General features: G+C 57.1%; 28 protein-coding genes and 1 other RNA gene. 20 read left to right on the top strand and 9 right to left on the bottom strand.

The window, feature by feature from the left end:
• Positions 1-99: 99 nt before the first annotated feature.
• The 4 genes from ACUTSW_RS17725 to sstT all read left to right on the top strand — a co-directional run bounded on the left by ACUTSW_RS17725 (position 100) and on the right by sstT (position 4,549).
• Positions 100-1,080, top strand: coding sequence for a Gfo/Idh/MocA family protein (locus ACUTSW_RS17725; RefSeq protein WP_434461554.1), 981 nt, complete (start codon positions 100-102; stop codon positions 1,078-1,080).
• 1 nt (position 1,081) lies between these two features.
• Complete coding sequence (locus ACUTSW_RS17720) at positions 1,082-1,813, top strand: glutamine amidotransferase (RefSeq protein WP_445584975.1); 732 nt, start codon at positions 1,082-1,084, stop codon at positions 1,811-1,813.
• Positions 1,814-2,070: 257 nt separating this feature from the next.
• Positions 2,071-3,045, top strand: a complete 975-nt coding sequence (locus ACUTSW_RS17715) for a TerC family protein (RefSeq protein WP_006320513.1) — start codon at positions 2,071-2,073, stop codon at positions 3,043-3,045.
• A 268-nt stretch (positions 3,046-3,313) separates the two neighbouring features.
• Positions 3,314-4,549, top strand: a complete 1,236-nt coding sequence (gene sstT / locus ACUTSW_RS17710) for a serine/threonine transporter SstT (RefSeq protein WP_004948401.1) — start codon at positions 3,314-3,316, stop codon at positions 4,547-4,549.
• Positions 4,550-4,553: 4 nt separating this feature from the next.
• Here sstT and ACUTSW_RS17705 read toward each other — a convergent pair whose 3' ends face one another.
• The 3 genes from ACUTSW_RS17705 to uxaC form a co-directional block, all read right to left on the bottom strand.
• A complete protein-coding gene (locus tag ACUTSW_RS17705) occupies positions 4,554-5,111 on the bottom strand; it encodes a YgjV family protein (RefSeq protein ID WP_006320511.1) in 558 nt (185 codons plus the stop codon).
• A gap of 74 nt (positions 5,112-5,185) precedes the next feature.
• A complete protein-coding gene (locus tag ACUTSW_RS17700) occupies positions 5,186-6,676 on the bottom strand; it encodes a UxaA family hydrolase (RefSeq protein WP_122288891.1) in 1,491 nt (496 codons plus the stop codon).
• A gap of 20 nt (positions 6,677-6,696) precedes the next feature.
• Positions 6,697-8,109: a glucuronate isomerase gene (gene uxaC / locus ACUTSW_RS17695; protein ID WP_004948418.1), complete on the bottom strand. Its 1,413-nt coding sequence runs from the start codon at positions 8,107-8,109 to the stop codon at positions 6,697-6,699.
• Positions 8,110-8,494: 385 nt separating this feature from the next.
• Here uxaC and ACUTSW_RS17690 point away from each other — a divergent pair, with 385 nt between their 5' ends.
• The 11 genes from ACUTSW_RS17690 to ACUTSW_RS17640 all read left to right on the top strand — a co-directional run bounded on the left by ACUTSW_RS17690 (position 8,495) and on the right by ACUTSW_RS17640 (position 16,000).
• Entirely contained in the window at positions 8,495-9,793 is a 1,299-nt protein-coding gene (locus tag ACUTSW_RS17690; RefSeq protein ID WP_062868804.1) for an MFS transporter, read from the top strand.
• A 112-nt stretch (positions 9,794-9,905) separates the two neighbouring features.
• A complete protein-coding gene (gene exuR, locus ACUTSW_RS17685; RefSeq protein WP_006320504.1) occupies positions 9,906-10,682 on the top strand; it encodes a transcriptional regulator ExuR in 777 nt (258 codons plus the stop codon).
• Positions 10,683-10,868: 186 nt separating this feature from the next.
• Positions 10,869-11,315 (top strand): hypothetical protein, encoded by a 447-nt coding sequence (locus ACUTSW_RS17680; protein WP_004948424.1) that lies wholly within the window; start codon positions 10,869-10,871, stop codon positions 11,313-11,315.
• 139 nt (positions 11,316-11,454) lie between these two features.
• The gene (locus ACUTSW_RS17675; RefSeq protein WP_004948426.1) at positions 11,455-12,135 is read left to right on the top strand and encodes a DedA family protein; all 681 of its coding nucleotides are present in this window, start codon (positions 11,455-11,457) and stop codon (positions 12,133-12,135) included.
• Positions 12,135-12,506, top strand: a complete 372-nt coding sequence (gene mzrA, locus ACUTSW_RS17670; protein WP_062868805.1) for an EnvZ/OmpR regulon moderator MzrA — start codon at positions 12,135-12,137, stop codon at positions 12,504-12,506. Before ACUTSW_RS17675 ends, mzrA begins: the two co-directional genes overlap by 1 nt.
• A gap of 210 nt (positions 12,507-12,716) precedes the next feature.
• Positions 12,717-13,088 (top strand): DUF1090 domain-containing protein, encoded by a 372-nt coding sequence (locus tag ACUTSW_RS17665; RefSeq protein ID WP_445584974.1) that lies wholly within the window; start codon positions 12,717-12,719, stop codon positions 13,086-13,088.
• A 164-nt stretch (positions 13,089-13,252) separates the two neighbouring features.
• Positions 13,253-13,558, top strand: coding sequence for a DUF883 family protein (locus ACUTSW_RS17660; RefSeq protein ID WP_062868807.1), 306 nt, complete (start codon positions 13,253-13,255; stop codon positions 13,556-13,558).
• 2 nt (positions 13,559-13,560) lie between these two features.
• Positions 13,561-13,962 carry a phage holin family protein gene (locus ACUTSW_RS17655; RefSeq protein WP_062868808.1) on the top strand — a complete coding sequence of 134 codons (402 nt, stop codon included), beginning with the start codon at positions 13,561-13,563 and terminating at the stop codon, positions 13,960-13,962.
• Entirely contained in the window at positions 13,959-14,246 is a 288-nt protein-coding gene (locus ACUTSW_RS17650; protein WP_445584973.1) for a YqjK-like family protein, read from the top strand. Before ACUTSW_RS17655 ends, ACUTSW_RS17650 begins: the two co-directional genes overlap by 4 nt.
• A 297-nt stretch (positions 14,247-14,543) precedes the next feature.
• Positions 14,544-14,939, top strand: coding sequence for a DoxX family protein (locus ACUTSW_RS17645; protein ID WP_006328232.1), 396 nt, complete (start codon positions 14,544-14,546; stop codon positions 14,937-14,939).
• Between the two features lie 74 nt (positions 14,940-15,013).
• Entirely contained in the window at positions 15,014-16,000 is a 987-nt protein-coding gene (locus ACUTSW_RS17640) for a glutathione S-transferase family protein (RefSeq protein ID WP_445584972.1), read from the top strand.
• Positions 16,001-16,108: 108 nt separating this feature from the next.
• Here ACUTSW_RS17640 and ACUTSW_RS17635 read toward each other — a convergent pair whose 3' ends face one another.
• Positions 16,109-17,014, bottom strand: a complete 906-nt coding sequence (locus tag ACUTSW_RS17635) for a LysR family transcriptional regulator (protein WP_004948447.1) — start codon at positions 17,012-17,014, stop codon at positions 16,109-16,111.
• A 107-nt stretch (positions 17,015-17,121) separates the two neighbouring features.
• Here ACUTSW_RS17635 and ACUTSW_RS17630 point away from each other — a divergent pair, with 107 nt between their 5' ends.
• Positions 17,122-17,823, top strand: coding sequence for a pirin family protein (locus tag ACUTSW_RS17630; protein WP_062868811.1), 702 nt, complete (start codon positions 17,122-17,124; stop codon positions 17,821-17,823).
• 84 nt (positions 17,824-17,907) lie between these two features.
• On the opposite strand, the gene rnpB is transcribed toward ACUTSW_RS17630, so the two are convergent.
• Together rnpB and rsmI are read right to left on the bottom strand one after the other, a co-directional pair.
• Positions 17,908-18,286: RNase P RNA component class A (gene rnpB, locus ACUTSW_RS17625), an RNA gene on the bottom strand.
• Between the two features lie 41 nt (positions 18,287-18,327).
• Complete coding sequence (gene rsmI, locus ACUTSW_RS17620; protein WP_013814662.1) at positions 18,328-19,191, bottom strand: 16S rRNA (cytidine(1402)-2'-O)-methyltransferase; 864 nt, start codon at positions 19,189-19,191, stop codon at positions 18,328-18,330.
• Between the two features lie 62 nt (positions 19,192-19,253).
• Between rsmI and ACUTSW_RS17615 the strand changes: the two genes are divergently transcribed.
• From ACUTSW_RS17615 to dolP, 4 genes are read left to right on the top strand one after another with little or no spacing between them, the layout of a single operon-like run.
• Positions 19,254-21,281: a penicillin-binding protein activator gene (locus ACUTSW_RS17615; protein ID WP_445584971.1), complete on the top strand. Its 2,028-nt coding sequence runs from the start codon at positions 19,254-19,256 to the stop codon at positions 21,279-21,281.
• Positions 21,278-21,631 (top strand): YraN family protein, encoded by a 354-nt coding sequence (locus tag ACUTSW_RS17610; RefSeq protein ID WP_004948459.1) that lies wholly within the window; start codon positions 21,278-21,280, stop codon positions 21,629-21,631. Before ACUTSW_RS17615 ends, ACUTSW_RS17610 begins: the two co-directional genes overlap by 4 nt.
• Before the next feature lie 51 nt (positions 21,632-21,682).
• Positions 21,683-22,273 (top strand): DnaA initiator-associating protein DiaA, encoded by a 591-nt coding sequence (gene diaA / locus ACUTSW_RS17605; protein WP_004948462.1) that lies wholly within the window; start codon positions 21,683-21,685, stop codon positions 22,271-22,273.
• Between the two features lie 9 nt (positions 22,274-22,282).
• The gene (gene dolP, locus ACUTSW_RS17600; RefSeq protein WP_004948464.1) at positions 22,283-22,858 is read left to right on the top strand and encodes a division/outer membrane stress-associated lipid-binding lipoprotein; all 576 of its coding nucleotides are present in this window, start codon (positions 22,283-22,285) and stop codon (positions 22,856-22,858) included.
• A 42-nt stretch (positions 22,859-22,900) separates the two neighbouring features.
• Here dolP and mtgA read toward each other — a convergent pair whose 3' ends face one another.
• The 3 genes from mtgA to arcB all read right to left on the bottom strand — a co-directional run bounded on the left by mtgA (position 22,901) and on the right by arcB (position 26,860).
• A complete protein-coding gene (gene mtgA / locus ACUTSW_RS17595) occupies positions 22,901-23,632 on the bottom strand; it encodes a monofunctional biosynthetic peptidoglycan transglycosylase (protein ID WP_006328238.1) in 732 nt (243 codons plus the stop codon).
• Entirely contained in the window at positions 23,629-24,282 is a 654-nt protein-coding gene (elbB, locus tag ACUTSW_RS17590; protein ID WP_197929469.1) for an isoprenoid biosynthesis glyoxalase ElbB, read from the bottom strand. Before elbB ends, mtgA begins: the two co-directional genes overlap by 4 nt.
• A 238-nt stretch (positions 24,283-24,520) precedes the next feature.
• The gene (gene arcB / locus ACUTSW_RS17585; RefSeq protein WP_445584970.1) at positions 24,521-26,860 is read right to left on the bottom strand and encodes an aerobic respiration two-component sensor histidine kinase ArcB; all 2,340 of its coding nucleotides are present in this window, start codon (positions 26,858-26,860) and stop codon (positions 24,521-24,523) included.
• Between the last annotated feature and the right edge of the window lie 3 nt (positions 26,861-26,863).

Below are 26,863 nucleotides of genomic sequence, written 5' to 3'. Positions count from 1 at the left end.
CAGGATTCGCCTTCGGTAATTGCCGTGATAATCTGATTCTTTCTACCCTATGCAGCACTTGAGTTCATAGGGTATAGGGCTTGGGAACCGGAGATATCTATGATTCGCTTTGCCGTCGTTGGCACCAACTGGATTACGGAACGCTTTATCGACGCCGCACATGAAAGCGGCAAGCTGAAGCTGACCGCCATCTATTCGCGCAAGCTCGAGCAGGCGCAGGCGTTTGGCGCCAACTATAACGTCAGTCTGTTTTTCGATTCCCTGGAGGCGCTGGCCCAATCCGACGCCATCGATGCGGTTTACATCGCCAGCCCCAATTCCCTGCATTGTCAGCAATCGCTGCTGTTCCTTAGCCATAAAAAACACGTGATTTGCGAAAAGCCGCTGGCCTCCACCCTGCGCGAAGCGGAACGGCTGGTCGCCTGCGCGCGGGAAAACCAGGTGGTGCTGTTCGAAGCCTTCAAAAGCGCCCACCTGCCGAACTTCCTGGCCCTGAAGCAGGCACTGCCGAAAATCGGCCGGCTGCGCAAAGCCTTTATCAACTACTGCCAATACTCTTCGCGCTATCCACGCTATCTGGCCGGCGAGAACCCAAACACCTTTAACCCGCAGTTCTCCAATGGCTCTATCATGGACATTGGTTACTATTGCCTGGCCAGTGCCGTGGCGCTGTTTGGCGCACCAAAATCCGTGATCGCCAGCGCCGCGCTGCTGGACACCGGCGTTGATGCGCATGGAACCGCCTGCCTCAACTACGGGGATTTTGACGTAACCATTTCGCATTCCAAGGTCAGCAATTCGGATATCCCGAGCGAGATCCAGGGTGAAGAAGGCACGCTGGTCATTGATAAAATCTCGGAGTGTCAGGGTGTGGCGCTGACGCCGCGCGGTGGCAACCGTCAGGACCTGACTCAACCGCAGCATATCAATACCATGCTGTATGAGGCGCAAGTCTTCGCCGACCTGGTTGAAAAACGGCAGGTGGAACATCCAGGGTTGGAAAACTCGCTGATCGTCGCCCAGTTGCTGACCGAAATCCGCCGCCAGACCGGCGTAGTATTCCCTGCCGACGGAGAATGACATGAAACCGCTATTGTTGATGCAAACCGGCGATGCGCCGGAGGCAATACGTCGTGATAAAGGCAATTTCGACGGGATGTTCCTGCAACAGGGTAACATCGCCGCCTATCGCGTGCAGATCGTGCATCTTCCTTCAGGCGAACCGCTGCCGGCACCGCAAAACTACGCCGGCGTGGTGATTACCGGGTCGGCGGCGATGGTCACCGAACAATTGCCGTGGAGCGAGCAGGCCGCCGAGTGGCTGCGTCAGGCGATGCAGATCAAGCTGCCGATTTTCGGCGCCTGCTACGGTCACCAACTGCTGGCCTATGCGCTCGGCGGTGAAGTGGGCTATCACCCGCAAGGCATGGAGGTCGGTACGCTGGATATTGAACTGCTGCCCGCCGCCGCCAACGATCGACGTCTGGCGATGCTGCCGCCGCATTTCAAGGCCAACCTGATCCACTCGCAGAGCGTACTGACGCCGCCTGTGGGCGCGAAGGTGCTGGCGCGTTCACAGCAGGACGCCTGCCAGATCCTCAGTTATGGCGATCACGTACTGACCACCCAATTCCATCCGGAATTTAACGGCGCGGTGATGCATCAATACCTGAGCTGGCTCGGCGAACTTTACCCCGAGCAGCAGGCGCAGTATCGGCTTAAGCAACAGCAGGTTAGCGATACGCCCTTCAGTCGGTTATTGCTGCAAGGTTTCGTCGTCAGCCTCGGCGCGCAGAAGGCCCTGGCCGGCTAGCGTGATAAACGTTGACCGCTGACACATTTTGCATTACTTTCTGCGGTGCAAAGGGGAGTAACTTCATTGCCGGTTAATCGTCATTACGATGCGCAAGCATCCGGTTACCGGGCAACATGATGTGACGGGCACTGCAGGTGCACCTTCATCAACGTTGTAAGTGAGACCTTGCCGGAAGGCGAGGTTTGCTTGCAGCGTTCACAGAGCGGCTGGCGTCTTCCGACGTTGGCCGTTTTTGTTTTTGAAGGATATCTCTGATGATGAATACCGTTGGCACACCTTGGTTATGGGGCAGTTTCGCCGCCATCATAGTTGTGATGCTCGCAATCGACTTATTGCTGCAAGGCCGCAAAGGCGCGCACACCATGACGCTGAAGCAGGCCGCCAGTTGGTCGCTGGTGTGGGTCAGCCTTTCCCTACTGTTCAACCTGGGTTTCTGGTACTACCTGAACCAAACCGCCGGGCGTGCCGTCGCCGATACGCAGGCGCTCGCCTTCCTCACCGGTTACCTGATCGAAAAAGCGCTGGCGGTCGATAACGTCTTCGTTTGGCTGATGCTGTTCAGCTATTTCGCCGTTCCGGCTAACCTGCAACGACGCGTGCTGATTTTCGGCGTATTGGGCGCGATCGTGCTGCGTACCATCATGATCTTCGCCGGTAGCTGGCTGGTGACCCAGTTCCAGTGGCTGCTGTATCTGTTCGGTGCCTTCCTGCTGTTCACCGGCATCAAGATGGCGCTGGCGAAAGAAGACGATTCGGCGATTGGCGACAAACCGCTGGTAAGGTGGCTGCGCAGCCATCTGCGCATGACCGACAACCTCGAAGGCGAACGTTTCTTCGTGCGCCGCAACGGGCTGCTGTTCGCTACGCCGCTGGTGCTGGTGTTGATCCTGGTGGAACTGAGCGACGTGATTTTCGCGGTCGACAGCATTCCGGCCATCTTTGCCGTTACTACCGATCCGTTTATCGTCCTGACCTCTAACCTGTTTGCCATCATGGGCCTGCGCGCCATGTATTTCCTGCTGGCCAACGTGGCGGAGCGCTTCTCGATGCTGAAATACGGTCTGTCGATCATCCTGATGTTTATCGGCGTCAAGATGCTGATTATCGACTTCTTCCATATCCCGATCGGCGTTTCGCTCGGCGTGGTAGCCGGTATTTTGACATTAACGCTGCTGATCAATGCCTGGGTTAACCGCCGCAACGATCGCCTGGCGAATAAAGCACCATAATCTGTTATCCGGGGCGCTAGCCGCCCCGTGATTGTTTGGCAATTCGTCCAAAACGCCAAACGTTATTGCGATCACACAAATGTAACCAGTATGTTATCAAGAGTTGATCCGCCCTCAGAATTTCACTTCCTTCCCTTTCCAACCCCCTTTGTTTACTGAATACTGGTTTGGCAAACATACTTAGTTACAGATAGAAATAAAAATTGCCCGGCAGCGTTCCTGTCGAGGCAGTCAGTCTGTGCGCAACCTCACCGGGAAGAAAAGCATTATGCAAAAACTGTTAAAACGGATCACACAGGGCAGCCTGGTTAAGCAAATTATGGTCGGCCTGGTGGCCGGTATTATCGTGGCGCTGGTTTCACCGGGGACGGCCTCCGCCGTCGGGCTGCTTGGCGCGCTGTTCGTCGGCGCGTTAAAAGCCGTGGCGCCGCTGTTGGTTCTGGTACTGGTCATGGCCTCGATCGCCAACCACAAGCACGGGCAGAAAACCAATATTCGCCCGATCCTGTTCCTCTATCTGCTGGGGACTTTCGCTGCGGCGCTGGTGGCGGTGGTGGTCAGCTTTATGTTCCCGTCCAATCTGGCGCTGGTTGCCGGCAATGCGGACATCAACCCGCCGGGCGGCATTGTTGAAGTGCTGAAAAGCCTGTTGATGAGCGTGGTCGCCAACCCGTTCCACGCGCTGATTAACGCCAACTATATCGGCATCCTGGCCTGGGCGATTGGCCTGGGGCTGGCGCTGCGCCACGCTTCGGAAACCACCAAATCGCTGATTAATGACATGTCGCATGCGGTCACCTTGGTGGTGCGCGCGGTGATCCGCTGTGCGCCGCTCGGCATCTTCGGTCTGGTGGCTTCGACGTTGGCGGAAACCGGCTTCGGTGCGCTGTGGGGCTATGCGCAACTGCTGATGGTGTTGATCGGCTGTATGCTGCTGGTCGCGCTGGTGCTGAACCCGCTGATCGTTTACTGGAAAATCCGCCGCAACCCTTATCCTCTGGTGTTCGCCTGCCTGCGTGAAAGCGGCGTGACCGCGTTCTTCACCCGCAGCTCGGCCGCCAACATTCCGGTGAATATGGAGTTGTGCAAAAAGCTGAATCTGAACGAAGACACCTACTCGGTTTCTATCCCGTTGGGCGCAACCATCAATATGGCCGGCGCGGCGATCACCATTACCGTGCTGACGCTGGCGGCGGTGCACACTCTGGGCATTCCGGTTGACGTCCCGACCGCGCTGCTGCTGAGCGTGGTGGCGGCGATCTGCGCCTGCGGCGCTTCCGGCGTGGCCGGCGGTTCGTTGTTGCTGATCCCACTGGCGTGCAACATGTTCGGCATCCCGAACGATATCGCCATGCAGGTCGTGGCGGTGGGCTTTATCATCGGCGTGCTGCAGGACTCCGCAGAGACCGCACTGAACTCATCCACCGACGTGCTGTTCACCGCCGCGGCCTGCCAGGCGGAAGATCAACGTCTGGCGGATGAAGACCCGTTGAACGTGCGTTAAGCGGTTAACGATCGTCAGCAAGGCGCCCAATGGGCGCCTTTTTTTCTACCGCAAAAGGATCGATGCCGCGCAGTTGCAGGCGACGAAAACGGATAATGTTGAAGCCGTTCATCAGCAGGAAGCTGCCTTCTATCAGCGAACCGCCTATCGACCCGAGCCAGATGTTATGCGTGACCCAGCAGGCGGTGGAACACCACATCACGCAACGGGTCGTCAGCCCGCGGGTGCGAAACAGTGCCCAGGTGCTGATTGAAGTACCGAAGATCGGCAACAGTTCGATGGGATGTTGGAAGTGCGTCAGGCCGATGGTCAGCGTCAAACTGATAAACAGCCACATCACCCACAGGCTGCGAGTGCGCATTGAAACCAGGTTGCGGCAGGCGCTGAGCAACGCGCTGCTGCCGGCGGCGCTCGCCCCCATCAGGAAGAAGTGGATGCCGATAATCAGGCTGTATCCTGACAGTTGCAGCTTGAAACGCTGGTCGTCGCGATTGAAAAAACTGGTGATGCCTACCAGAAAAGCCAGTACGCCCACGGCTTGGGCAAACCAATAAAACGTCATTAGGGGATCCTGAAGCGGGAGACAATAGCGTTAAAAATGAAACGCTGTTTTATGTTACTCCCGCTGCCGGTGCTTTACAATGTCACCCCACTTTTAAAAATCGCCAACTCGCGGAAATCGTTCGCTTCGTTGCGCGCCGCTTTGCCATCGGCGATCGCCACGATCAGATCGACAAACTGTTCCAGCAGGCGATCCATCGGCGTACCGTGGATCAATTGCCCGGCGTCGAAGTCGATCCAGTGCGGCTTTTTCGCCGCCAGTTCGCTGTTGGTCGCCAGTTTTACCGTGGGAACGAAGCCGCCATAGGGCGTGCCACGCCCGGTACTGAACAACACCATATGGCAGCCGGCGCCGGCCAGCGCGCTGGTCGCCACCGCGTCATTGCCGGGTGCGCTGAGCAGGTTTAACCCTGGCTGCCGCAGCCGTTCGCCGTATTTGAGCACGTCCACTACCCGGCTCTGTCCGGCTTTCTGCGTGCAACCAAGGGATTTTTCTTCCAAAGTGGTAATGCCGCCCGCCTTGTTGCCCGGCGAAGGGTTTTCATAAATCGGCTGGTTATGGGCGATAAAATACTGTTTAAAATCGTTGACCATGCTGACGGTTTTCTCGAAGGTCGCCCGATCGCGGCAGCGGCTCATCAGGATCCGTTCTGCGCCAAACATCTCCGGCACCTCGGTCAGCACCGTGGTGCCGCCGTTGGCGATCACATAATCGGAAAACCGCCCCAGCAACGGGTTGGCGGTGATGCCGGACAGCCCGTCCGATCCACCGCACTCCAGGCCGAACTTCAACTCGCTCAATTTGCCCGGCTGGCGACGATCGTCGCGCATGGCCCGGTACAACTCATGCAGTTGCTCCAGCCCGGCTTCCACCTCATCGTCCTGCTGCTGGCACACCATAAAGCGCACCCGCTGCTCATCCGTCGGCCCGAGCGTGCTGCGGAAAACATCTACCTGATTGTTCTCGCACCCCAGGCCAATCACCAGCACCGCGCCGGCATTCGGATGGCGCACCATATTTTGCAGCATGGTACGGGTGTTTTCATGATCCTGCCCCAATTGCGAACAGCCGAACGGATGGCTGAATAGATGTACGCCATCGATCCCCTGTGCATCCTGAGTTTCCTTCAGAAAACGCTGCTGGATCTGCCGGGCAATGCCGTTGACGCAACCGACGGTCGGCACGATCCACAGTTCGTTGCGGATCCCCACCTCGCCGCTGCTGCGGCGATAGAGCTGTACTTCACGATCAGCAGCCTGCGGCGGCAGCGCGGGAAATTCCGGCTGGTACTGATAGCTGTCCAGATCGCTCAGGTTGGTTTTGGCATTTTGCGAGTGGATGTGCACGCCCGGCGCTATGGCGACCAGCGCATGGCCGATCGGCAGCCCGTACTTGATGATCGCCTCGCCGGCTGCGATCGGCTGCAGCGCAAACTTGTGCCCACGCGCCACCGGCTGCGAAAGCCGAATAGTCAGCGCTTCCAGCGCCAGCGTTTCGCCGTCGGCCAGATCGCGCAGCGCCACCGCCACATTATCCTGCGAATGAATTTTTACGATGCTTTGCATAAACCAACCTCGGGCAGCGGCTACGCCAGTTCAATGGCGAAATAATTTTTGGCATTGTCGAAGCAGATGTTTTTCACCATCTCGCCGAGCAGCGCGATATCCGCCGGCGCTTCCCCCTCTTCCACCCAGCGACCTATCATCTGGCAGAGAATGCGACGGAAATATTCATGGCGGGTATACGACAAGAAGCTGCGGCTGTCGGTCAGCATGCCGACAAAGCGGCTCAGCAGGCCAAGCTGTGCCAGCTGCGTCATCTGGCGTTGCATGCCGTCTTTCTGATCGTTGAACCACCAGCCTGAACCAAACTGCATTTTGCCTGGCGTGCCCTCACCCTGGAAATTACCCACCATGGTGCCGATCACTTCGTTATCGCGCGGGTTGAGGCAATACAGGATGGTTTTCGGTAATCCTCCCTGCCGGGATTGGGCATCCAGCAAGCGGGAAAGCGGCTCCGCCAGCGGCCGGTCGTTAATGGAGTCGAAGCCGATATCCGGGCCAACGCTTGCCAGCATCCGGCTGTTGTTATTGCGCAATGCGCCGATGTGATACTGCTGCACCCATTCACGGCGTTGATATTCAGCGGCCAGGAACAGCAGCACTGCGCTTTTGAACTGGGCGCTTTGCTCCGGCCCAGGCAGCTTGCCGCTCAGGCGCTGGGCCAGAATGGCGTCCAGCTCGGCTTCGTTAGCTTCGCCATACACCACCACGTCCAGCGCATGGTCGGCCACTTTGCAGCCGTGAGCGGCGAAGTGGTCCATGCGTTTTTTCAGCGCGTCGCACAGCGAAGTGAAGCGGCTGATACTGATATCCGCGGCCGCCTCCAGCTTTTTCAGGTAATCGTTAAAGCCCGGCGCATCGATATTGAACGCCTTATCCGGTCGCCAGCTTGGCAGCACCTTGATATCGAAACTGTCGTCGGCGGCAATCGCTTTATGGTGGCGCAGATCGTCGATCGGATCGTCGGTGGTGCCGACCATTTTCACCTTCATCTGCTGCATGATGCCACGCGCCCTGAAATCGTCCTGCGCCAGCAGCGCGTTACCGCGATGCCAGATATCGTCCGCCGTCGCCGGGGAAAGCAGCGTGCCGGTGATGCCGAATGGACGGCGCAGTTCGAGATGAGTCCAGTGATACAGCGGGTTGCCGATGGTATGGGGCACGGTGGCGGCCCAGGCGTCAAATTTCTCGCGGTCGCCGGCATCGCCGGTGCACAGACGTTCGGCCACGCCGTTGGTGCGCATCGCCCGCCATTTGTAGTGATCGCCCTTTAACCAGATGTCATATAAGTTTTTGAAGCGGGTGTTCTCGGCGATCTGTTCCGGCGGCAAATGACAGTGGTAGTCAAAGATCGGCTGATCCGCCGCATAGTCGTGATACAAACGCCGGGCAAATTCGCTGCCCAACAAGAAATCTTCGTTTAAAAACGTCGCCATATCAGGCTCCTCACCTTACTGACCGTTCGACACAGTGTTCAATACGACAAAGTTATCACACCAATTACACGGAGCGTCCAGCAAAATCTTCCCCCAGCCTGCGGCCTATTTCCCTTTAAAAAGGCAATTAACGCGTAATTTCGCAGCAAAAGACGGCCTGAATCACGTAATTACCGGCCAAAGCGTATTGCCCCATTGAATCTTGGCTTTTGTGATATCACTCAACTTTTAAATCTGTATGACAAGTTATTGTCTCGCCACCCCGTCGCTGGTGCGTTGGGAATGCGTCGGTGATGGAAGGGCCGATGCAGATCAACGAAAAGGAATCACACCCCTACACGCCGCCACCTCGGCTGCGCATATTCAAGACTGGGAGATATTTCGGATGCGTAAAATTAAAGGGTTACGCTGGTACATGATTGGGTTGGTGACCATCGGCACCGTGCTGGGTTACCTGACCCGCAACGCCATTGCCGTGGCAGCGCCGACGCTGGAAGGCACCTTGCATATCACCACGCAGCAGTATTCTTACATCGTCGCCGCTTATTCCGCCTGCTATACCGTGATGCAACCGGTGGCGGGCTACGTGCTGGACGTCTTGGGCACCAAGGTAGGCTATGCCATGTTCGCCGTCTTGTGGGCACTGTTTTGCATGGGGACTGCGCTGGCTAACAGTTGGGGCGGGCTGGCGCTGGCGCGCGGCGCCGTGGGCATGGCCGAGGCGGCAATGATCCCCGCCGGCCTGAAGGCCAGCAGCGAGTGGTTCCCGGCCAAAGAGCGTTCCATCGCCGTAGGGTACTTTAATGTAGGTTCGTCGATCGGCGGGATGATCGCGCCGCCGCTGGTCGTCTGGGCCATCGTCGCCCACAGCTGGGAAATGGCGTTTATCATTACCGGCGTGCTGAGTCTAATCTGGGCCATCTGCTGGCTGATCTTCTACAAGCACCCGAAAGATCAAAAGAAACTCAGCCAGGAAGAGCGGGATTACATCCTCGAGGGCCAGGAACCGCAACACCAGACCGGCAACGCCAAGAAAATGTCCGCCTGGCAGATCGTGCGCAACCGCCAGTTCTGGGGCATCGCGCTGCCGCGTTTTCTGGCAGAACCGGCCTGGGGTACCTTCAACGCCTGGATCCCGTTATTCATGTTCAAAGCCTATGGCTTTAACCTGAAAGAGATCGCCATGTTTGCCTGGATGCCGATGCTGTTCGCCGATCTCGGCTGCATCGTCGGCGGGTATCTGCCGCCGTTTTTCCAGAAACACTTCAAGGTGAACCTGATCGTTTCACGCAAGCTGGTGGTCACGATGGGCGCGGTGCTGATGATTGGCCCCGGTATGATCGGCCTGTTCACCAGCCCTTATGCCGCCATCGCGTTGCTGTGCGTCGGAGGCTTTGCTCACCAGGCGTTGTCCGGTGCGTTGATCACCCTGTCTTCAGACGTATTTGGCCGTAACGAGGTCGCGACCGCCAACGGCCTGACCGGCATGGCGGCCTGGACCGCCAGCACCCTGTTTGCTCTGGTGGTCGGCGCCTTGGCAGATACCCTGGGCTTCAGCCCGCTGTTCGCCGCGCTGTCGGTATTCGATATTCTCGGCGCCATCGTTATCTGGACCGTCCTGCAAAACCGGCCGGCCTTATCCCCCACGGAAGATGCTCCACAGCCTGTCCCGGCGCGCAGTTAACCCCCCGCCCGGCCACACGCCGGGCGTCCTCTGCGGCCACTGGCAGCCCTGCCGAATAAGTGGTATAACAAATCCGACAGCCACGCCCCTTCTTACCCTAAGAGCATTCATTATGGAATTCACTGAAACCAGACGCCTGTATCAGCAACTGGCCGCCGAGCTTAAGCAGCGCATTGAAAGCGGCCGCTACCCGGTGGGCGATAAGCTGCCGGCCGAGCGCTATATTGCTGAAGAGATGAACGTCAGCCGCACCGTGGTACGCGAAGCCATCATCATGCTGGAAGTGGAAGGCTACGTTGACGTACGCAAGGGGTCCGGGATCCACGTGATGTCCAACCAGCAAAAGCATCTGGTGGTGCCGGGCGACAGCATTGAGTTCGCCACCGCCGGGCCGTTCGAACTGCTGCAGGCGCGCCAGTTGATTGAAAGCAACATCGCCGAATTCGCCGCCACCCAGGTCACCAAACAAGATATCGTCCAGTTGATGGAGATCCAGGAACACGCACGCAAGGAAGACCGGTTCCGTGATTCGCAGTGGGATCTGAAATTCCACGTGCAGGTGGCGCTGGCCACGCAAAATACCGCGATGGCGACCATCGTGGAAAAAATGTGGAGCCAGCGGGTGAATAACCCTTACTGGATCAAGCTGCACGAACATATCGACGAGCGATCTATCGCCAGTTGGTGCGACGACCACGATCAGATCCTCAAGGCATTGATACGTAAAGACCCTTATGCCGCAAAACTGGCAATGTGGCAGCATCTGGAAAACACCAAGCAAATGCTGTTCAACGCCACCAGCGATGATTTCGAATATAACGCCGACCGCTATCTGTTCGCCGAAAACCCGGTGGTGCATCTGGACGGCGTGACCGCCGAAAACAAATAGCGTACGCGGTCAAAAACCGTTGGGTTATGTCAGGTAATGTAAAATCCTCCGAATCGATGCCTGAACCGCCGTTTGCCGTGTAGTATTTCACCGGAGGCAACGTAGATTTCCCTGTTGCCAATCGTGCTATTTTGGTAAAGTTAGGCCACTTTTTTTACCCTTTGCTACGGGGCGGAACACGAATACATGCGCTGGTTGTTTGCCATGCTTATTGCTCTTTTTTGCTGGACCGGCTCGGTCTCCGGCCAAAAGCTATGCGCGGCACCCTCCAAAGCAACCCCCACGGCACTGAGTAGCCTGCCCTCGCTCGATAACCCGGCGCTGTCCCCTTATGACCAGGTTTATCGGTCTCCAGCAGAGTTGCAGCGCAAAGCGCCCGGCAAATTGCCGCTGCTGTTGCCGCGTGTGCATTCTTACCCCGGCTCACTGCCGGCCTCCGCCCAATTGCAGCCGGTCTATACGTTGGCCTCTGAGCTGGGCCATAATGCCAGATTCCCGCGTCAGCACTTATCTGTACCCAATCAGCTTGTTCAGGCCAACTGGATGCTGCACACCCCACAGCAGCAAAACAGGCTCGGTGGCTGGAAAGAAAGTAATATGCTTTATCGTGGCACGCTGACTTACCACTCATGACCGGTGTCGCACCGACGAGAACTCACTAAAAGCAACACCGTTTCATCGTTATCAGCAGCCAGGATCGCCCGCGCGCTTTCAGCCCACTTCTGATCCGCCGCTGAGATAAAGACAAACAATGACGTTTTAGGAACACCGGATGGACATCATTAAAGAACTGTTACATGCCTTATGGCAGCAGGATTTTGAGACGCTGGCGAACCCATCGCTGGTCTGGACGCTTTATGTCCTGCTGTTTCTGATTTTATTTTTGGAAAACGGCCTGCTGCCGGCAGCATTTTTACCCGGCGACAGCCTGCTGATCCTGGTAGGCGTTTTGATCGCCAAAGGCACCATGAATTTCCCGCTCACCATCCTGATCCTGACCGTTGCCGCCAGTCTGGGGTGCTGGGTCAGTTACATACAAGGCAAATGGCTGGGCAATACGCGAACGGTGCAGGGCTGGCTGTCGCATCTGCCGGCGCATTATCACCAGCGCGCACACCAATTGTTCCACCGCCACGGGCTTTCCGCCCTGCTGGTCGGTCGTTTCCTGGCGTTTGTCCGCACCCTGTTGCCTACCATTGCCGGTCTCTCCGGCCTGAGTAATGCCCGTTTCCAATTCTTTAACTGGATGAGCGGTCTGCTGTGGGTGGTGATCCTGACGTCACTGGGCTTTGCTTTGGGCAAAACCCCGGTGTTCCGCAAGTACGAAGACCAACTGATGTTCTGCCTGATGCTGCTGCCGTTGGTGCTGCTGGTGGTTGGGCTGGTGGGATCGCTGATCGTGCTGTGGCGCAAGAAACGCGCCGACAGCCAGAATCAGGGGAAAGGGGCGTGATGGCAAAGCGCCCGCGCTGGCAGTATGTTTTGCTGATTGCACTCGCCCTGTTGGCGCTGGCGACGCTGCTGGTTCCCTGTATGGTGCGCACCGAAAGCGAGCTGCGCATCCGCGCCGGCCAGCAAGGCCTTTCGTTGCCTGACGGCTTTTTTGTCTATCAGCGGCTGGATGAGCGCGGTATTCGCATCAAAAGCATTACCCCCGAAGGCGATGGTCTGGTGATCCGTCTGGATTCACCGGAACAGCAGCTGTTGGCGCGCGAAGCGCTGCAAACGATTTTACCGCCGGGTTATATCATCGCTCTGAGCGAATCCCCTGTTCCAAGCCATTGGGTCCGTGAATTTGCACGCGCCCCGCTCAATCTGGGATAATACCCCTTCGAATGAAGGGTTTTCCTTTCGTTTTTACGCCCCGTTCAATTAATCGCCAATCGCCATCGAACTGCGGCTGATTCTTTGGGGTCTGCGCGATTCAAGGCTATGCTGAAAGCTAGCTGCGTAAACTCCTGTCGCACTGCTTTTGCAAGCAGTCAGGAAAAGCGGATGCGTGCCAATGCGTCCCATTAACAAGGAACCGATAGCATGAAATTACGCCACTCACTCTTACTGATCCTCCCGTTATGTGCATTGCCGGCCCTGTCATTTGCCGCCGAAGGCGGTTGTGCGACCAAAGCGCAAAACATCCAGCAGCAGATTGATTACGCCACCCAACATGGCAATCATAACCGTATAGCCGGGCTGAAAAAGGCGCTGAGTGAAGTACAGACGAACTGTACCGAAGCGAGCCTGCAGGCCGATCGCCAGAAAAAAATCGAAGAGAAACAAAGCAAGGTCGCCGAACGTCAGCAAGAGCTGAAAACAGCCCAGCAAACCGGCAACCTGGATAAAGTTGCCAAGAAGCAGAAAAAACTGACGGAAGCACAGGCTGAGCTTAAACAGGCCCAGGCGGAATAATTTTTTTACACCAGCGGATTTATCGCTGAGAGCCGCGTCATGCGGGATTTTTACTGCATATAGAATGAATACTTAGTGATATCGGCTACTCATTCACCCTTTGCTCCGGCGAAAAAATCCGCTATGTTGAAAGTCTGTCGAAGTTAACGTTAAGGAATAATCACATGGCACATGATTCAAATGCAGAAAACTTACGCGCTGAACTTAAATCCTTAGCCGATACGCTGGAAGAAGTGCTGAACTCTTCCACCGATAAACCAAAAGCCGAGCTGGAAAAGCTGCGCTCCAAAGCTGAAGACGTATTGAAAGATACCCGCGCTCGCCTGAGCGACGCCGGGGACAAAATTGCTTCCCAGACCAAGCAAATCGCCGGCCAGGCGGATGATTACGTGCGTGATAATCCGTGGACAGGTATCGGTATCGGCGCTGCGGTTGGCGTAGTGCTGGGCGTTCTGTTAGCGCGCCGCTAATTATGGCAGAACAACCACAAGTTCGTGCACAGGGCCCCGCCAAAGGGGTCCTGGATGTCGGCCAGCGCATCATCACCATTCTGGTGGGTATGGTTGAAACGCGGGTGCGCCTGGCGGTTGTCGAGCTGGAAGAGGAGAAAGCCAACCTCATTCAGTTGCTGATCATGGCCGGTATGACCCTTTTATTCACCGCATTTGGCCTGATGAGCCTGTTGATCCTGATTTTCTGGGCCATTGACCCTATCTACCGCCTGATGGCGTTAGGCGCCACCACGGGCATCTTGCTGTTCCTGGCTATTTTCGGCGCCATCTGGACGCTGGTCAAAGCGCGCCGCTCCACCCTGTTGGGCGCTACACGCAAACAGTTGGAGATCGACCGTTCCGAGCTGGAGGGTGAAAAATGAATCGCCGTCGCTACCTGGAATGGAGAAAAGAGAAACTGATTCGGCAGATCCAGCAACAACGGCTGGATCTGGCCGACAACAAAACCCTGTGGCTGGAAAAAACCGAGCGCATCGATCGCGGTTGGCAAACTCTTTTCGGTCTGCGCAAATACCTGGTCGTCGGCTCCAGCGTGATGGCGCTTTACGGTATCCGCCATCCAAGCAAACTGATTCGCTGGTCACGTCGCGCTTTTGGTGCCTTTGGCACTATCCGATTGATCCAGAAAACTTTTTCTACCAAATAGCCCTACTGATTTCTTCAACTCTTCCGTCGTTATGCCCCGTTTTTCACAGAAATTTATTCCTTCTGTCGATAACGGCTGGGTAACTTTCTGATTCGCCATCATTTGTTAGCAGGCTACAGATTCAGTTTTTTTGAAAAAATACGACAGTTTTACTTGCTAACAACGGAATCACTTCCCGATTAACATTCACTCCATCAAACACGTAACGGGCAGGACAGGGTCAGAGACCCGGCATACCGCCCGCTAACAGCGGTAAACGCCAAGACTGGCGAACTAAAAATCACTTTGGAGTTGATGATGAAAAAATTAGAAGATACAGGTTTGCTGGTTGCTCGTATTCTGATGCCAATCCTGTTTATCGTGGCAGGTTACGGCAAAATGGGCGACGCCTATGCCGGCACCCAGCAGTATATGCAATCGATGGGCGTACCTGGCTTCTTGTTGCCGCTGACCATCTTGCTGGAGTTCGGTGGCGGCCTGGCGATTCTGTTCGGTTTCCTGACCCGCACCGTGGCGCTGTTCACTGCCGGTTTCACCCTTCTGACCGCGGTACTGTTCCATACTAACTTTGCGGAAGGCGTAAACCAGCTGATGTTCATGAAGAACCTGACCATCGCCGGTGGCTATATCGTACTGGCCGTTGCCGGCCCAGGCGGTTTCAGCATCGACCGTATTTTGAACAAAAAGTGGTAAGCTTCTAATACCGAATCAGGGGTCCGGCATGCCGGACCCTTCTGCTTTTTCACTCGGACACGAAGGAGATCATCATGGGACAACTCGTCGATGGCGTTTGGCAAGACATCTGGTATGACACATCATCTACCGGAGGCCGTTTCAAACGCTCAACCTCTCAGTTCCGCAACTGGGTGACTGCAGATGGCCAACCGGGCGAACACGGCACCGGAGGGTTTAAAGCGGAGAAAGACCGTTATCACCTGTACGTTTCACTCGCCTGCCCTTGGGCGCACCGCACGTTGCTGATGCGTAAACTGAAGGGGATGGAGCAGATTATCCCGGTTTCCGTGGTGCATCCGCTGATGTTGGAAAACGGCTGGACCTTCGGCCAGGACTTCCCTGAAACGACCGGCGACAGCCTTTATCACTCAGACTTTCTCTATCAGCTTTACCTGCGCGCCGATGAACATTACACCGGCCGCGTGACGGTGCCGGTACTGTGGGACAAACAGCAGCAGACCATCGTCAGCAATGAATCTGCCGATATCATTCGCATGTTCAACAGTGCATTTGATGGCGTCGGCGCTCGCGCAGGGGATTATTATCCCAACGACCTGCACGGCAAAATCGATGAGCTGAACGGTTGGATTTATGACCAGGTGAATAACGGTGTCTACAAGGCCGGTTTCGCCACCAGTCAGGAAGCCTATGACGAAGCGGTGAATGCGCTGTTTGACGCACTGGCGCGGCTGGAGCAGATCCTGGGCCAACACCGTTACCTGACCGGCGATCGCCTGACCGAGGCCGACCTGCGTCTGTGGACCACGCTGGTGCGCTTCGATCCGGTGTATGTCACCCATTTTAAATGCGATAAACGCCGCATCAGCGATTATCTCAACCTGTACGGCTTCCTGCGCGACATCTACCAAATGCCAGGCATCGCCGAAACGGTTAGCCTACCGCACATCCGCAACCACTATTACCGTAGCCACACCACTCTCAATCCGCACGGCATTATTTCCATCGGGCCGGCGCAGGATCTGGACGAGCCGCACGGCCGCGACAAACGTTTCGGTTAGCCCATTTCCCCCTTTCTTTAGCGGTCAGGGGGAACAATAAAACCGCCCGCCGTGCTTGCACTTGCGGGCCGTTGGCGATCAGGCAATCAATAGCGGCACACAGTCCGGTTACTGCCGTTCCTGCTGGGCGAAGAGCCGTGGGATTTCGCGCAGGAACCAGGCTTTCGCCTCCCCCATGCTGTCGCGCCGCCAGGCCATGATGATATCGGCCTCACGGCTGTATTCCGGCCCTACCACCCTCAGCCGCCCTTCTTCAATGTCTTTTTCCACCATCGGGTAAGGCATGGTCGCCACGCCCAGGCCGGCCAGCAGCGCCAGGCGCTTGTCGCCAATGGTGCTGACCGTCAGGCGTTGCTGTTTATCCAACAACTGCACGGTCAATACCGGCCGTTCACGGGCTGTATCCGCCACCGCAATGCCGCGGTACTTCACGCGAGTCAGTTCGGACAAGGGTTCCGGCTCCAGATGAATGGGGTGATCCGGCGCTGCGACGTAAACGCTCATCACCTTGTACAGCTTGCGGGTGTTGATCTCCGAGGAAGCACGGAAATGCATGTCCGGAGCGATGACGATATCGGCTCGCCCTTGCTCCAGCCGCTCCCAGGCACCGGCCAGCACTTCGGTAAAAATCGATACCTGGGTATTGGCCTTCAGCGCCAGCTTGTCGACCAGCGGAAACAGTTTGCTCGCCGGCGACAGCGCTTCGCTGACGATGGTCAGGTGAGTTTCCCAACCGCGCGCCAGCGCTTCGGCATCCGTGGTCAGCTTGTCTGCCGCCTCCAGCAGCACCCGCCCGCGCTCCAGCAACATGCGCCCAACGTTGGTGAACTTGGTGCGGTGGCCGGAGCGATCGAACAGCACCACGTCCAATTCTTCTTCCAATTTTTGCATGGTGTAGCTGAGCGCCGAGGGCACACGCCCCAGTTCATCGGCTGCCGCAGCAAAGCTGCCACGTCGGTCGATCGCATCCATAACCCTTAACGCTTCAAGCGTTAACGCCCGATCTCTGGCCATCGAATCTCTCTGTCAGGAAATTTGAATATGCCGACCAGATTAACTGGCTAACAATCCGGCGTCCAGATGCTTACCATTTGGATAATGAATTTAGAGAGCCGATTGCCATGATTACATGCAGAACAGCACAACAATGCGGGCAAGCTGACTTTGGTTGGCTGCAGGCTCGCTACACCTTTTCTTTTGGACATTACTTCGATCCCAAGCTGATGGGCTACGCCTCGTTGCGGGTGCTGAACCAGGAGGTGCTGGCGCCGGGAGCGTCATTCCAGCCACGCACCTATCCCAGCGTGGATATCCTGAATCTGATCTTGCAGGGGGAAGCCGAATACCGCGACAACGACGGCAATACCGTGCGCGCCAAGGCCGGTGAAGCCTTGTTGTTGGCCACGCAGCCAGGGCTGAGTTACAGCGAACAGAACGTCAGCAGCGATACGCCGCTGACCCGTCTGCAGCTGTGGCTGGATGCCTGCCCGGAGCGCAACAACGATCGAGTACAGCGTCTGACGCTGCCGGATAACGGCTCGACGCTGCTGGCGTCACCGGACGGCGCCCAGGGCAGCCTGCAACTGCGCCAGCAGGTGTGGATCCATCATCTGGATTTACAGCCGGGCGAACAGCAGACGTTTGCGCTGAACGGGCAACGGGCTTACCTGCAGTCGATCCACGGCACCATCGAAGCCAATGGCGATCGTAACGAAGGCCAACGCTTGACCTGCGGCGACGGGGCTTTTATCCATGAAGAGAACCGCCTGACGATCCGCGCCGAAACGCCGCTGCGCGCGCTGCTGATTGATTTACCGGTGTGAATCAAGCGAGTGCAACATGTCGAACTCGCTGAATACCAATGGAAAAAACCCCGCGTAACTTGCGTCACGCGGGGTTTTCTTTATAGAGGGAGTTGACCGGTAAGCCGGGTTCTGTCGTGGACAGTCATTCCTCTAGGCCAGCAATCGCTCACTGGCTCAAGCAGCCTACCCGGGTTCAGTACGGGCCGTACCATGTGAACCCCTATTTGGCCTTGCTCCGGGTGGAGTTTACCGTGCCACGAACTGTTGCCAGCCGCGCGGTGCGCTCTTACCGCACCCTTTCACCCTTACCTGATCCCGCTTGCGCGGGCCATCGGCGGTTTGCTCTCTGTTGCACTAGTCGTAGGCTTGCGCCTCCCAGGCGTTACCTGGCACCCTGCCCTATGGAGCCCGGACTTTCCTCCCCTCCACCTGTCTCCCCCGAAAGGGACGGCAGTGAAGCGGCGACTGTCTGGTCAACTCCGGCGCGGATAGTAGCGTCGCGCTCACGGCAGGTCAACCGCTTTACTGTTCTTGTTGCTCTAACGCGTGTTTATACAACGCATTTTTCTTCACGCCGTGGATTTCCGCCGCCAACGCCGCCGCCTTTTTCAGCGGCAATTCTTTTTGCAGCAACGCCAGCGTGCGCAGCGCCTCCAGCGGCAATGCGTCATCCTGCGGCTTATGGCCTTCGACGATCAGCACCATTTCGCCACGGCGACGCACTTCGTCTTCCTGCACCCAGGCCAGCAGCTCACCCACCGGCGCACCCGTGATGGACTCCCAGGTTTTGGTCAGCTCACGCGCCAGCACTACATAGCGCTGCGGCCCCCACACGGTGACCATGTCCTGCAAACTTTCCAGCAAACGGTGGGTGGATTCGTAGAAAATCAACGTGCGCGGTTCCTCTGCCAGCGCCATCAGCGTATCCTTACGCCCCTTGGTTTTCGCCGGCAGGAACCCTTCGTAACAGAAGCGGTCTGAAGCAACGCCGGCGGCACACAGTGCGGTGGTTGCCGCACAGGCTCCCGGCAGCGGTACCACGCGAATGCCGGCTTCGCGGCAGCGGCGCACCAGGTGATAACCGGGATCGTTGATCAACGGGGTGCCGGCGTCGGAAACCAGCGCAATACTCTGGCCTTCCTGCAGTTTCGCCAGCAGTTGGTCGGCCTTTTGCTGTTCGTTATGGTCATGCAGCGCAAACAGCCGCGCGCTAATCGCAAAGTGTTGCAACAGCAACCCGGTGTGGCGCGTGTCCTCGGCCGCAATCAGATCAACGCTTTTCAGTACCTCTAACGCACGGTGGGTAATATCCCCCAAATTACCGATGGGAGTGGGCACCACATACAGCGTTGATGCAGAAATGACTGATTGTTGGTGTTGATTCATTGTTTCATCCGGGTTGCCGATTTAATATTGAGCATCTTGAAAAAAACATCACTGGATACAGTATGCTTTCCTCAACATTCGTTCGTACCAAAGCAGGGCGTTCAAAGCCTGTCCGACTTACCGCAGTGATCGCGGCAGCCCTGTTCCTTGCAGGCTGTCCTAGTCAGGCCCCGCAGACGCCGCCCGCCAATATACAGGACGAAGCGAGCGCCAGCTCCGATTACTATCTGAAGCAGCTGCAACAAAGCAGCGATGATAACAAGGCTGACTGGCAATTACTTGCTATTCGCGCGCTGTTACGTGAAGGAAAACTGCCGCAGGCCGGTGAACAACTGAAGCAACTGCCGAAAAACCTCAGCAGCGTTCAGCAGGTTGAACGCCAGTTGCTGACCGCAGAACTGCAGGTGGCGAACAAAAGCTATGTGAGCGCCCGCAGCACGCTGGGCCATCTGGATAGCGGTTCACTGTCAGCTAACCAATTGGTGCGATTCTACCAGGCGCAGATCGCCGCCAATCAGGGTAAACCCTCTCTGCCGCTGATCCGCGCCTACGTTGCGCAAGAACCGCTGCTGACCGGCAAGGCTCATCAAACCAATCTGGATCAAACCTGGCAGGCGCTGCTGCAGTTGACGCCGCAGGACATGAACAGTCTGGTGATCAACGCCAATGAAAACGTGCTGCAAGGCTGGCTGGATCTGCTGCGTGTCTATCAGGACAACAAGCAGGATCCCGACCTGCTGAAGGCCGGCATCAAGGACTGGCAAAACCGTTACCCGCAGAACCCGGCGGCGAAAACGTTGCCGACGCAGCTGAACCAGGTGCTGAACTTTACCCAGGCTTCCACCTCCAAAATCGCCCTGCTGCTGCCGCTGAACGGCCAGGCAAAAGTGTTCGCCGATGCGATCCAACAAGGTTTTGAAGCGGCGAAAAACGGCGTGGCCGCACCGGCGCAGGTACAGCAACAGCAGCAACCTGCCAACAATCCCGTTCAGGCAGCAGCCCCTGCGGACGCCAATGCCAACGGTGCGGTAAGTACCTCGGCGCCGTCTGCGGATGCCGCGCCCGTGACCGCGGCTCAGCCTTCTACGCCGTCCAATGCGCAGATTACGCCGCCGCAGGCCACCAATGCGCAAATTAAAGTGTATGATACCACCAGCCAACCGCTGGCCGCGCTACTGACACAGGCACAGCAAGACGGCGCAACGCTGGTGGTGGGTCCGCTGCTGAAAGAGAACGTCGATCAACTGTCCGGCAGCAATACCACGCTGAACGTGCTGGCGCTCAATCAGCCGGAAACGCCGAAAGACAATCCGAACATCTGTTACTTTGCCCTGTCGCCGGAAGACGAAGCGCGCGACGCTGCCCGCCACATTTGGGAACAACAAAAGCGCCAGCCGCTGCTGCTGATCCCGCGCGGTTCGTTCGGCGATCGCGTTGCCAAAGCCTTTAATCAGGAATGGCAAAAACTGGGCGGCCAGACCGTGCTGCAACAAGGTATCGGCTCTGCCGGCGAACTGCGTCAGGCGGTGAACAGCGGCGGCATCCGCATGAGCGGCACGCCGATTTCCGCTGCACCGGCTCCGCAGGCCGTGACCATTGCCGGGCTGACCATTCCGGCGCCGCCAAGCGATGTGCCTGCCGAATCCGGCGGCAACGTGGATGCCGTCTACATCGTGGCAACCCAGTCCCAGCTGACGTTGATCAAACCGATGATCGACATGGCCACCACCTCGCGCAGCAAACCGGCAATGTACGCCAGCTCGCGTAGCTACCAGGCCGGTGCAGGCCCTGACTTCCGTCTGGAAATGGAAGGCCTGCAGTTCAGCGATATCCCGTTGCTGGCCGGCGCCAACCCGCAGCTGTTGCAGCAGGCGAGCAGCCGGTTCCGCAACGACTATTCGCTGGTGCGTCTGTACGCCATGGGGATGGATGCCTGGACATTGGCCAATCACTTTGCTGAAATGCGCCAGTTGCCCGGCTTCCAGGTCTCCGGTACCACCGGCATGCTGACCGCTTCACCAAGCTGCGTGATCAACAGGAAACTGCCTTGGCTGCAATACCGTCAGGGAATGGTGGTTCCCGTCTCTTGAGTCAACGCGCCAAGGGGGCGGGCTATGAGTTACAGGCCCGCCGCTATCTGGAACGCGCCGGGCTCACCTTCTTCGCCGCCAACGTTACGCTGCGCGGCGGTGAGCTCGATCTCATCATGCGCGATGGTCAAACCTGGGTGTTTGTTGAAGTCCGCTACCGCCGCAGCGACGCCTTTGGCGGTGCGGCCGCCAGCGTGACTTACCGTAAACAGCAGCGGTTGCTGCATGCCGCCGCCGTTTGGTTGGCGGGGCGCGGAGCCAGCTTTGACACATCGTCTTGCCGTTTTGATGTTTTGGCCATCACCGGTAGCCAGTTAGAATGGATACCCAACGCCTTCAATGCGGATTAATCATGGTTTACCGGTGCAGACCGGCCCTTTGACTTAGTGGATTAATACAACGTGCTGGATAGAATTAAAGCCTGTTTTACCGAAAGCATCCAAACCCAGATTGCGGCGGCGGAAGCCTTGCCCGACGCCATCTCGCGTGCGGCGATGACGCTGGTTCAATCCTTACTTAACGGTAATAAAATTCTGTGCTGCGGCAACGGTACCTCGGCGGCCAACGCGCAGCATTTCGCCGCCAGCATGATCAACCGCTTTGAAACCGAGCGCCCAAGCCTGCCGGCCATTGCGCTGAATGCCGATAACGTGGTGCTGACGGCGATCACCAACGATCGCCTGCACGATGAGGTTTATGCCAAGCAGGTGCGCGCTCTCGGCCATGCCGGCGATGTCTTGCTGGCAATTTCCACCCGCGGCAACAGCCGTGATATTGTGAAAGCGGTCGAAGCCGCAGTGACGCGTGACATGACGATTGTCGCACTCACCGGTTACGACGGCGGGGAGTTGGCCGGTTTGCTCGGTCAACAGGATGTCGAGATCCGTATCCCATCGCATCGCAGTGCTCGTATTCAGGAAATGCATATGCTCACAGTAAATTGCCTATGCGACCTGATAGATAGTACGTTGTTTCCCCACCAGGACGAATAAGGAACTGAGATGAAGCTGAAAGCCACATTTGCAGTGCTGTCCAGCGCCCTGCTGTTACAAGGCTGTATCGCCGGCGTTGTCGTCGGCAGCGCGGCTGTCGCCACCAAGAGCGCCACCGACCCACGCAGCGTAGGCACTCAGGTAGACGACGGCACGCTGGAAGCCCGGGTTGAAAACGCCCTGAGTAAAGATCAACAGTTGAAGAAAGACGCCCGGGTGGTTGCTACCGCCTATCAGGGTAAGGTATTGCTGACCGGCCAGTCGCCGAGCACCGACCTCGCCGCCCGCGCCAAGCAAATAGCGATGGGCGTCGAAGGCACGGCCGAAGTGTATAACGAGATCCGCCAAGGGACGCCAATCAGCCTCGGCACTGCGTCCTCCGATACCTGGATCACCACCAAGGTGCGCTCGCAGTTGCTCACCAGCGACACGGTGAAATCATCCAATGTGAAGGTCACTACCGAAAACGGTGAGGTATTCCTGCTGGGCCTGGTCACGCAACAAGAAGCGCAGTCGGCCGCGCAGATCGCCAGCCAGGTGAGCGGCGTGAAACACGTCACCACCGCCTTTACCTTCGTGAAATAACCCGCTGCGCCGGGGTAGGCCTGATGCCTTTATCCCGGCGCGCTAATCCAGATTATTTTCTTTCAGAAAACCTTCCCCACCCAACTGCCGCATCTGGCGCATAATCCACTGCTGCCGTTGAATCACATAGCCGGAAGGCGCACTGGCTTTAAAACGATGCGGGTTTGGCAACACCGCCGCCAGCAGCGCCGCTTCAGAAGCGGTCAGGCGTTTAGCCGGCTTATTGAAAAAGCGTTGCGACGCCTCTTCCACGCCGAATACCCCATCGCCAAATTCAACGATATTCAGGTAAACCGTCAGGATCCGCCGCTTGGTCCACACCAGTTCGATCCCCGAGGTCAGCCCGGCCTCCAGCCCCTTGCGCAGCCAACTGCGGCCATCCCACAGAAACAGGTTCTTCGCCGTTTGCTGCGACAGCGTGGAGGCGCCGCGGATGCGTGTGGGGCGACGTTCGTTGTGGCTGAGCGCCTTTTCGATCGCCGCCACGTCGAACCCCCAGTGTTCAGGGAACTTCTGGTCCTCCGCCGCCATGACCGCCAGCGCCATCTGCGGAGAAATATCGTCCATCGATACCCAGTCGGAGTGCGCCACATAGCCAAAATCGCCGCTCAGCCAGGCACCGAACTGCCGCTCCACCATCACCGCAGAAAAAGGCACCGGCAAGAAAGCAAAAACGGCTATCCCAAGCCCCCACAGGCCGACCAGGGCAATTATTCCGCGTTTCAGCCAAAACCAGGGCCGGGAAAAAATCGATTTGCCCGCGGACTTTCTCATTCAACCAAATCCAGCACCCGTGAAACCAGCTTATCAATCCCGTCGGCCGCCTCGCCGATAGATTTCGCCAACATATAGGCTGGCGTGGTCACCACTTTGTTTTCAATATCCACCACGATGTCATCAACCGGGCAAATAACCGGCTCGCCGCCCATGGCATCAATCACTTCACCCAGGTCCGGATCGTTGCCAATGGTCAGCCGCACTTGTTGATCCAGCAGCTTCGGCAGCAGCGCGGGGGCAATGCACATAAAACCAATTGGTTTATTTGCCTTATACATTTGTTGCGTTAACTTAGCTAAATCTTTATCAATCCAGCATTCTGCCCCTTCACTGGCGAAGCTGCTGAGGTTCTTCGCCGCACCAAATCCACCGGGTACAATCAGCGCATCCAACTGGCCGGCATCGGCCTGTGAAAGCGGCCGAATTTTCCCTCTGGCGATACGCGCAGACTCGACCAAAACATTGCGTTCTTCCGGCATCTCATCGCCAGTTAAGTGATTAATAACATGAAGTTGAGATTTATCCGGTGCAAAGCACACCGCCTGTGCCCCCGCCCGGTCCAACGCAAGCAGCGTCAGGACGGCTTCATGGATCTCCGCACCGTCATAAACTCCGCAGCCGCTCAGCACAACGCCAACGTTTTTCATCACCCTTACTCCTTATGAGACTGTCAACTGGTTAGTGCTCGGAGTTAACAAACACTAATCTACATCACACATTTTAATGAATCTTCTAACAAGAGCGCTTACATTTGCTATGTTGTTGGCTGTATGATGTTTAGGAATTCTCTACAACCTGCTCGACCAGAACACTGAATACCAATACGCAGGTTCACAATTTCCCTGGTGTTGGCGCAATATTCGCGCACCCCGGCCTAGGTCGGGGTCATTTTTTTTCAGCGTTCGCAACCCACTCACGCAGTACCTGTACATCGTTGCGCCATTCCTGTTTGAGCTCATCAACCCAGTCCTGCACGTTATCCCACCACGCCGGCAGCGTCGGGGTTTGAATTTGCTGTGCAAGCTGCTGCAAATGACGCAGGCCAACCGACCCGCAAGCGCCCTTGATTTTATGCCCTTCTTCGGTGATGCCTTTCTGGTCACGCGCCGTCATATTGGACTCCAGCACCGCCAGATAGCCCGGCATCATCTGCTCAAACATCTCCAGGCTCTGATGAATCAGTTGCGGCCCCACCAGGTCCATGTACTGTTCCAGCATTGTGGTATCCAGTAACGACTCATTAATCTGCATCGCCTTTTGCTCCGTTTTCTTTGTGGTGTGAGAGGGTTGATGATCCCAGTAATGTTTAATGACCTTGGTCAACGCCGGTACAGAAAGCGGCTTGCTCAGCACATCGTCCATACCCGCGTCGAGATACTCTTTTTTGTCTTTCAGCACGTTGGCGGTCAAAGCAACCAGCGGCGGCAGCGTTTGCCCGGCATAACGCTCGCGCAGCACCCGGGCGATATCCAGCCCGGTCATGTCCGGCAGTTGGATATCCAGCAGCACCAGATCAAACTCGTCCGGATCGAACATCGCCAGCGCGTCGGTGCCGTTCATCGCCACGTCCACGCTGTTGCCGAGCTTCTCCAGCACCGAGCGCGCCACAATCACGTTCAGTTCGATATCCTCCACCAGCAGGATATGCAACGCCGGCAACGGCAGATCCTCCTCGGCACGCGTCTCACTTTCCGCCTCCTGCACCGCCGGCGCATTGATGGTCAAGGTGAAGCAAGAACCGTGCCCCTGTACGCTGCTGACGGTGATATCGCCGCCCATGCTCTGCGCCAGGCGCTTGGAAACAGCCAACCCGATGCCGGTGCCGGTCGCCGGGCGGCCACCGTGCTGATCTTTCACCTGATAATACATGGCGAAGATCTTGTCCTGTTCGTCCTGTGGAATACCCATGCCGGAATCTTCCACCTCAAACACCAGTCGATCCTGCTCTTCACGCCGCACACGCACCACAATCTGCCCGTGCGGGGTAAACTTCACCGCATTGCCGATCAGGTTCCACAGGATCTGCCGCAGGCGGGTGCCGTCGGTGATGATTTGCTGCGGCAGCGGCGATTGCGGCTCCATCACGAACTGCAGGCCTTTTGGCTGCGCCAGCAGGCCGGAGAGGTTTTCCAGATCCGCCAGGAAGCCGGTAAAATCCACCGGTTGGTTGTCGAGTTGCACTTTCCGCCGCTCGAGCTTGTCCATCTCAATGATGTCATTGAAGATATTGCCCAGCGTGATGGCGCTGACATGGATGGTCTTCAGGTATTTCAGTTGCTCATCGTTCAAATCGGTATCGAGCAGAATGCGGCTCAGCCCGACGATGCCGTTAAGCGGCGTACGAAGCTCGTGGCTGATCGTTGAGATGAAAGTGGTCTTGTCCCTGCTGGCGTTCTCCAGCGCGTCCTGGTAGCGCTTACGCTCGGTTATATCGCGGCCAAAGCCCATCAGCCCGTGACGTTTGCCCACGCGATCGTAAAACGGCACCTTGCGCAGCTCAAAACAGGCCTTGCGCCCGTCCGGGTAAACCAGCCACTGTTCGTAAGTCAGGGAGACGTTATGGCGAAAGACCTTCTCGTCGGTTTCTATCACCTTTTCGGCGATTTCCTGGCTGTAGACGTCAAACGGCGTCAGGCCGATCAGCTGCTTTTCGCTTTTGCCGGTCAGCAGCTCCATCGCCCGGTTACAGCCGGAGAATTCTTTGTCTTCGTTGCGGTAATACACCAGATCGGGGGAGGCATCGAGGAACGAACGCAACAGCGCCGATTGCTGACCCAGCTCAATCTGCGCCAATTCGCGCTGCTCCATCTCTTCCGTCAGCTTGTCCATCACCTGCTGGCGATCTTGCTCCGCCTTGATACGGTCGGCGATTTCCTGATTCAACTGGCTGATGTTGTCTTTAAGCTGCTGGTTCAGCTCCAGATCGCGGTGGCGCATTTCTTCCAGTTTATCGACCAGACGCGCCAGGCGCTGGCGGGATTCTTCCAGTTGCTCGACCACCACCGACAGAAAGTACACCGCCCAGGGCGTAATCAGCAGGCCGAAGAAGATCGAACGCACCACGTCGATGCTTTCCACCTCGCCGCGCAGCAGCATGGTCACCGCCATCTGCACCACCATCGCCAGTACCACCAGCGCCGAAGCCAGCAGCAGCGAAAAGCGCACCAGCCCCAGTTTCACCATTAAATCAACGTAGTACTGGGCTAATACCCGGATTTGCTTCATAGC

The organism is Serratia sp. TSA_198.1, from assembly GCF_052686505.1.
Note: the sequence above shows the minus strand (reverse complement) of the source record. Positions and strands in the feature narration are given on the sequence as shown.

What these genes read in the sequence shown, in the direction of transcription:
- ACUTSW_RS17725 (WP_434461554.1), top strand. Translation starts at nt 100, where the DNA reads ATGATTCGCTTTGCCGTCGTTGGCACCAACTGGATTACGGAACGCTTT.
- ACUTSW_RS17720 (WP_445584975.1), top strand. Translation starts at nt 1,082, where the DNA reads ATGAAACCGCTATTGTTGATGCAAACCGGCGATGCGCCGGAGGCAATA.
- ACUTSW_RS17715 (WP_006320513.1), top strand. Translation starts at nt 2,071, where the DNA reads ATGATGAATACCGTTGGCACACCTTGGTTATGGGGCAGTTTCGCCGCC.
- sstT (WP_004948401.1), top strand. Translation starts at nt 3,314, where the DNA reads ATGCAAAAACTGTTAAAACGGATCACACAGGGCAGCCTGGTTAAGCAA.
- ACUTSW_RS17705 (WP_006320511.1), bottom strand. Translation starts at nt 5,111, where the DNA reads ATGACGTTTTATTGGTTTGCCCAAGCCGTGGGCGTACTGGCTTTTCTG.
- ACUTSW_RS17700 (WP_122288891.1), bottom strand. Translation starts at nt 6,676, where the DNA reads ATGCAAAGCATCGTAAAAATTCATTCGCAGGATAATGTGGCGGTGGCG.
- uxaC (WP_004948418.1), bottom strand. Translation starts at nt 8,109, where the DNA reads ATGGCGACGTTTTTAAACGAAGATTTCTTGTTGGGCAGCGAATTTGCC.
- ACUTSW_RS17690 (WP_062868804.1), top strand. Translation starts at nt 8,495, where the DNA reads ATGCGTAAAATTAAAGGGTTACGCTGGTACATGATTGGGTTGGTGACC.
- exuR (WP_006320504.1), top strand. Translation starts at nt 9,906, where the DNA reads ATGGAATTCACTGAAACCAGACGCCTGTATCAGCAACTGGCCGCCGAG.
- ACUTSW_RS17680 (WP_004948424.1), top strand. Translation starts at nt 10,869, where the DNA reads ATGCGCTGGTTGTTTGCCATGCTTATTGCTCTTTTTTGCTGGACCGGC.
- ACUTSW_RS17675 (WP_004948426.1), top strand. Translation starts at nt 11,455, where the DNA reads ATGGACATCATTAAAGAACTGTTACATGCCTTATGGCAGCAGGATTTT.
- mzrA (WP_062868805.1), top strand. Translation starts at nt 12,135, where the DNA reads ATGGCAAAGCGCCCGCGCTGGCAGTATGTTTTGCTGATTGCACTCGCC.
- ACUTSW_RS17665 (WP_445584974.1), top strand. Translation starts at nt 12,717, where the DNA reads ATGAAATTACGCCACTCACTCTTACTGATCCTCCCGTTATGTGCATTG.
- ACUTSW_RS17660 (WP_062868807.1), top strand. Translation starts at nt 13,253, where the DNA reads ATGGCACATGATTCAAATGCAGAAAACTTACGCGCTGAACTTAAATCC.
- ACUTSW_RS17655 (WP_062868808.1), top strand. Translation starts at nt 13,561, where the DNA reads ATGGCAGAACAACCACAAGTTCGTGCACAGGGCCCCGCCAAAGGGGTC.
- ACUTSW_RS17650 (WP_445584973.1), top strand. Translation starts at nt 13,959, where the DNA reads ATGAATCGCCGTCGCTACCTGGAATGGAGAAAAGAGAAACTGATTCGG.
- ACUTSW_RS17645 (WP_006328232.1), top strand. Translation starts at nt 14,544, where the DNA reads ATGAAAAAATTAGAAGATACAGGTTTGCTGGTTGCTCGTATTCTGATG.
- ACUTSW_RS17640 (WP_445584972.1), top strand. Translation starts at nt 15,014, where the DNA reads ATGGGACAACTCGTCGATGGCGTTTGGCAAGACATCTGGTATGACACA.
- ACUTSW_RS17635 (WP_004948447.1), bottom strand. Translation starts at nt 17,014, where the DNA reads ATGGCCAGAGATCGGGCGTTAACGCTTGAAGCGTTAAGGGTTATGGAT.
- ACUTSW_RS17630 (WP_062868811.1), top strand. Translation starts at nt 17,122, where the DNA reads ATGATTACATGCAGAACAGCACAACAATGCGGGCAAGCTGACTTTGGT.
- rsmI (WP_013814662.1), bottom strand. Translation starts at nt 19,191, where the DNA reads ATGAATCAACACCAACAATCAGTCATTTCTGCATCAACGCTGTATGTG.
- ACUTSW_RS17615 (WP_445584971.1), top strand. Translation starts at nt 19,254, where the DNA reads ATGCTTTCCTCAACATTCGTTCGTACCAAAGCAGGGCGTTCAAAGCCT.
- dolP (WP_004948464.1), top strand. Translation starts at nt 22,283, where the DNA reads ATGAAGCTGAAAGCCACATTTGCAGTGCTGTCCAGCGCCCTGCTGTTA.
- mtgA (WP_006328238.1), bottom strand. Translation starts at nt 23,632, where the DNA reads ATGAGAAAGTCCGCGGGCAAATCGATTTTTTCCCGGCCCTGGTTTTGG.
- elbB (WP_197929469.1), bottom strand. Translation starts at nt 24,282, where the DNA reads ATGAAAAACGTTGGCGTTGTGCTGAGCGGCTGCGGAGTTTATGACGGT.
- arcB (WP_445584970.1), bottom strand. Translation starts at nt 26,860, where the DNA reads ATGAAGCAAATCCGGGTATTAGCCCAGTACTACGTTGATTTAATGGTG.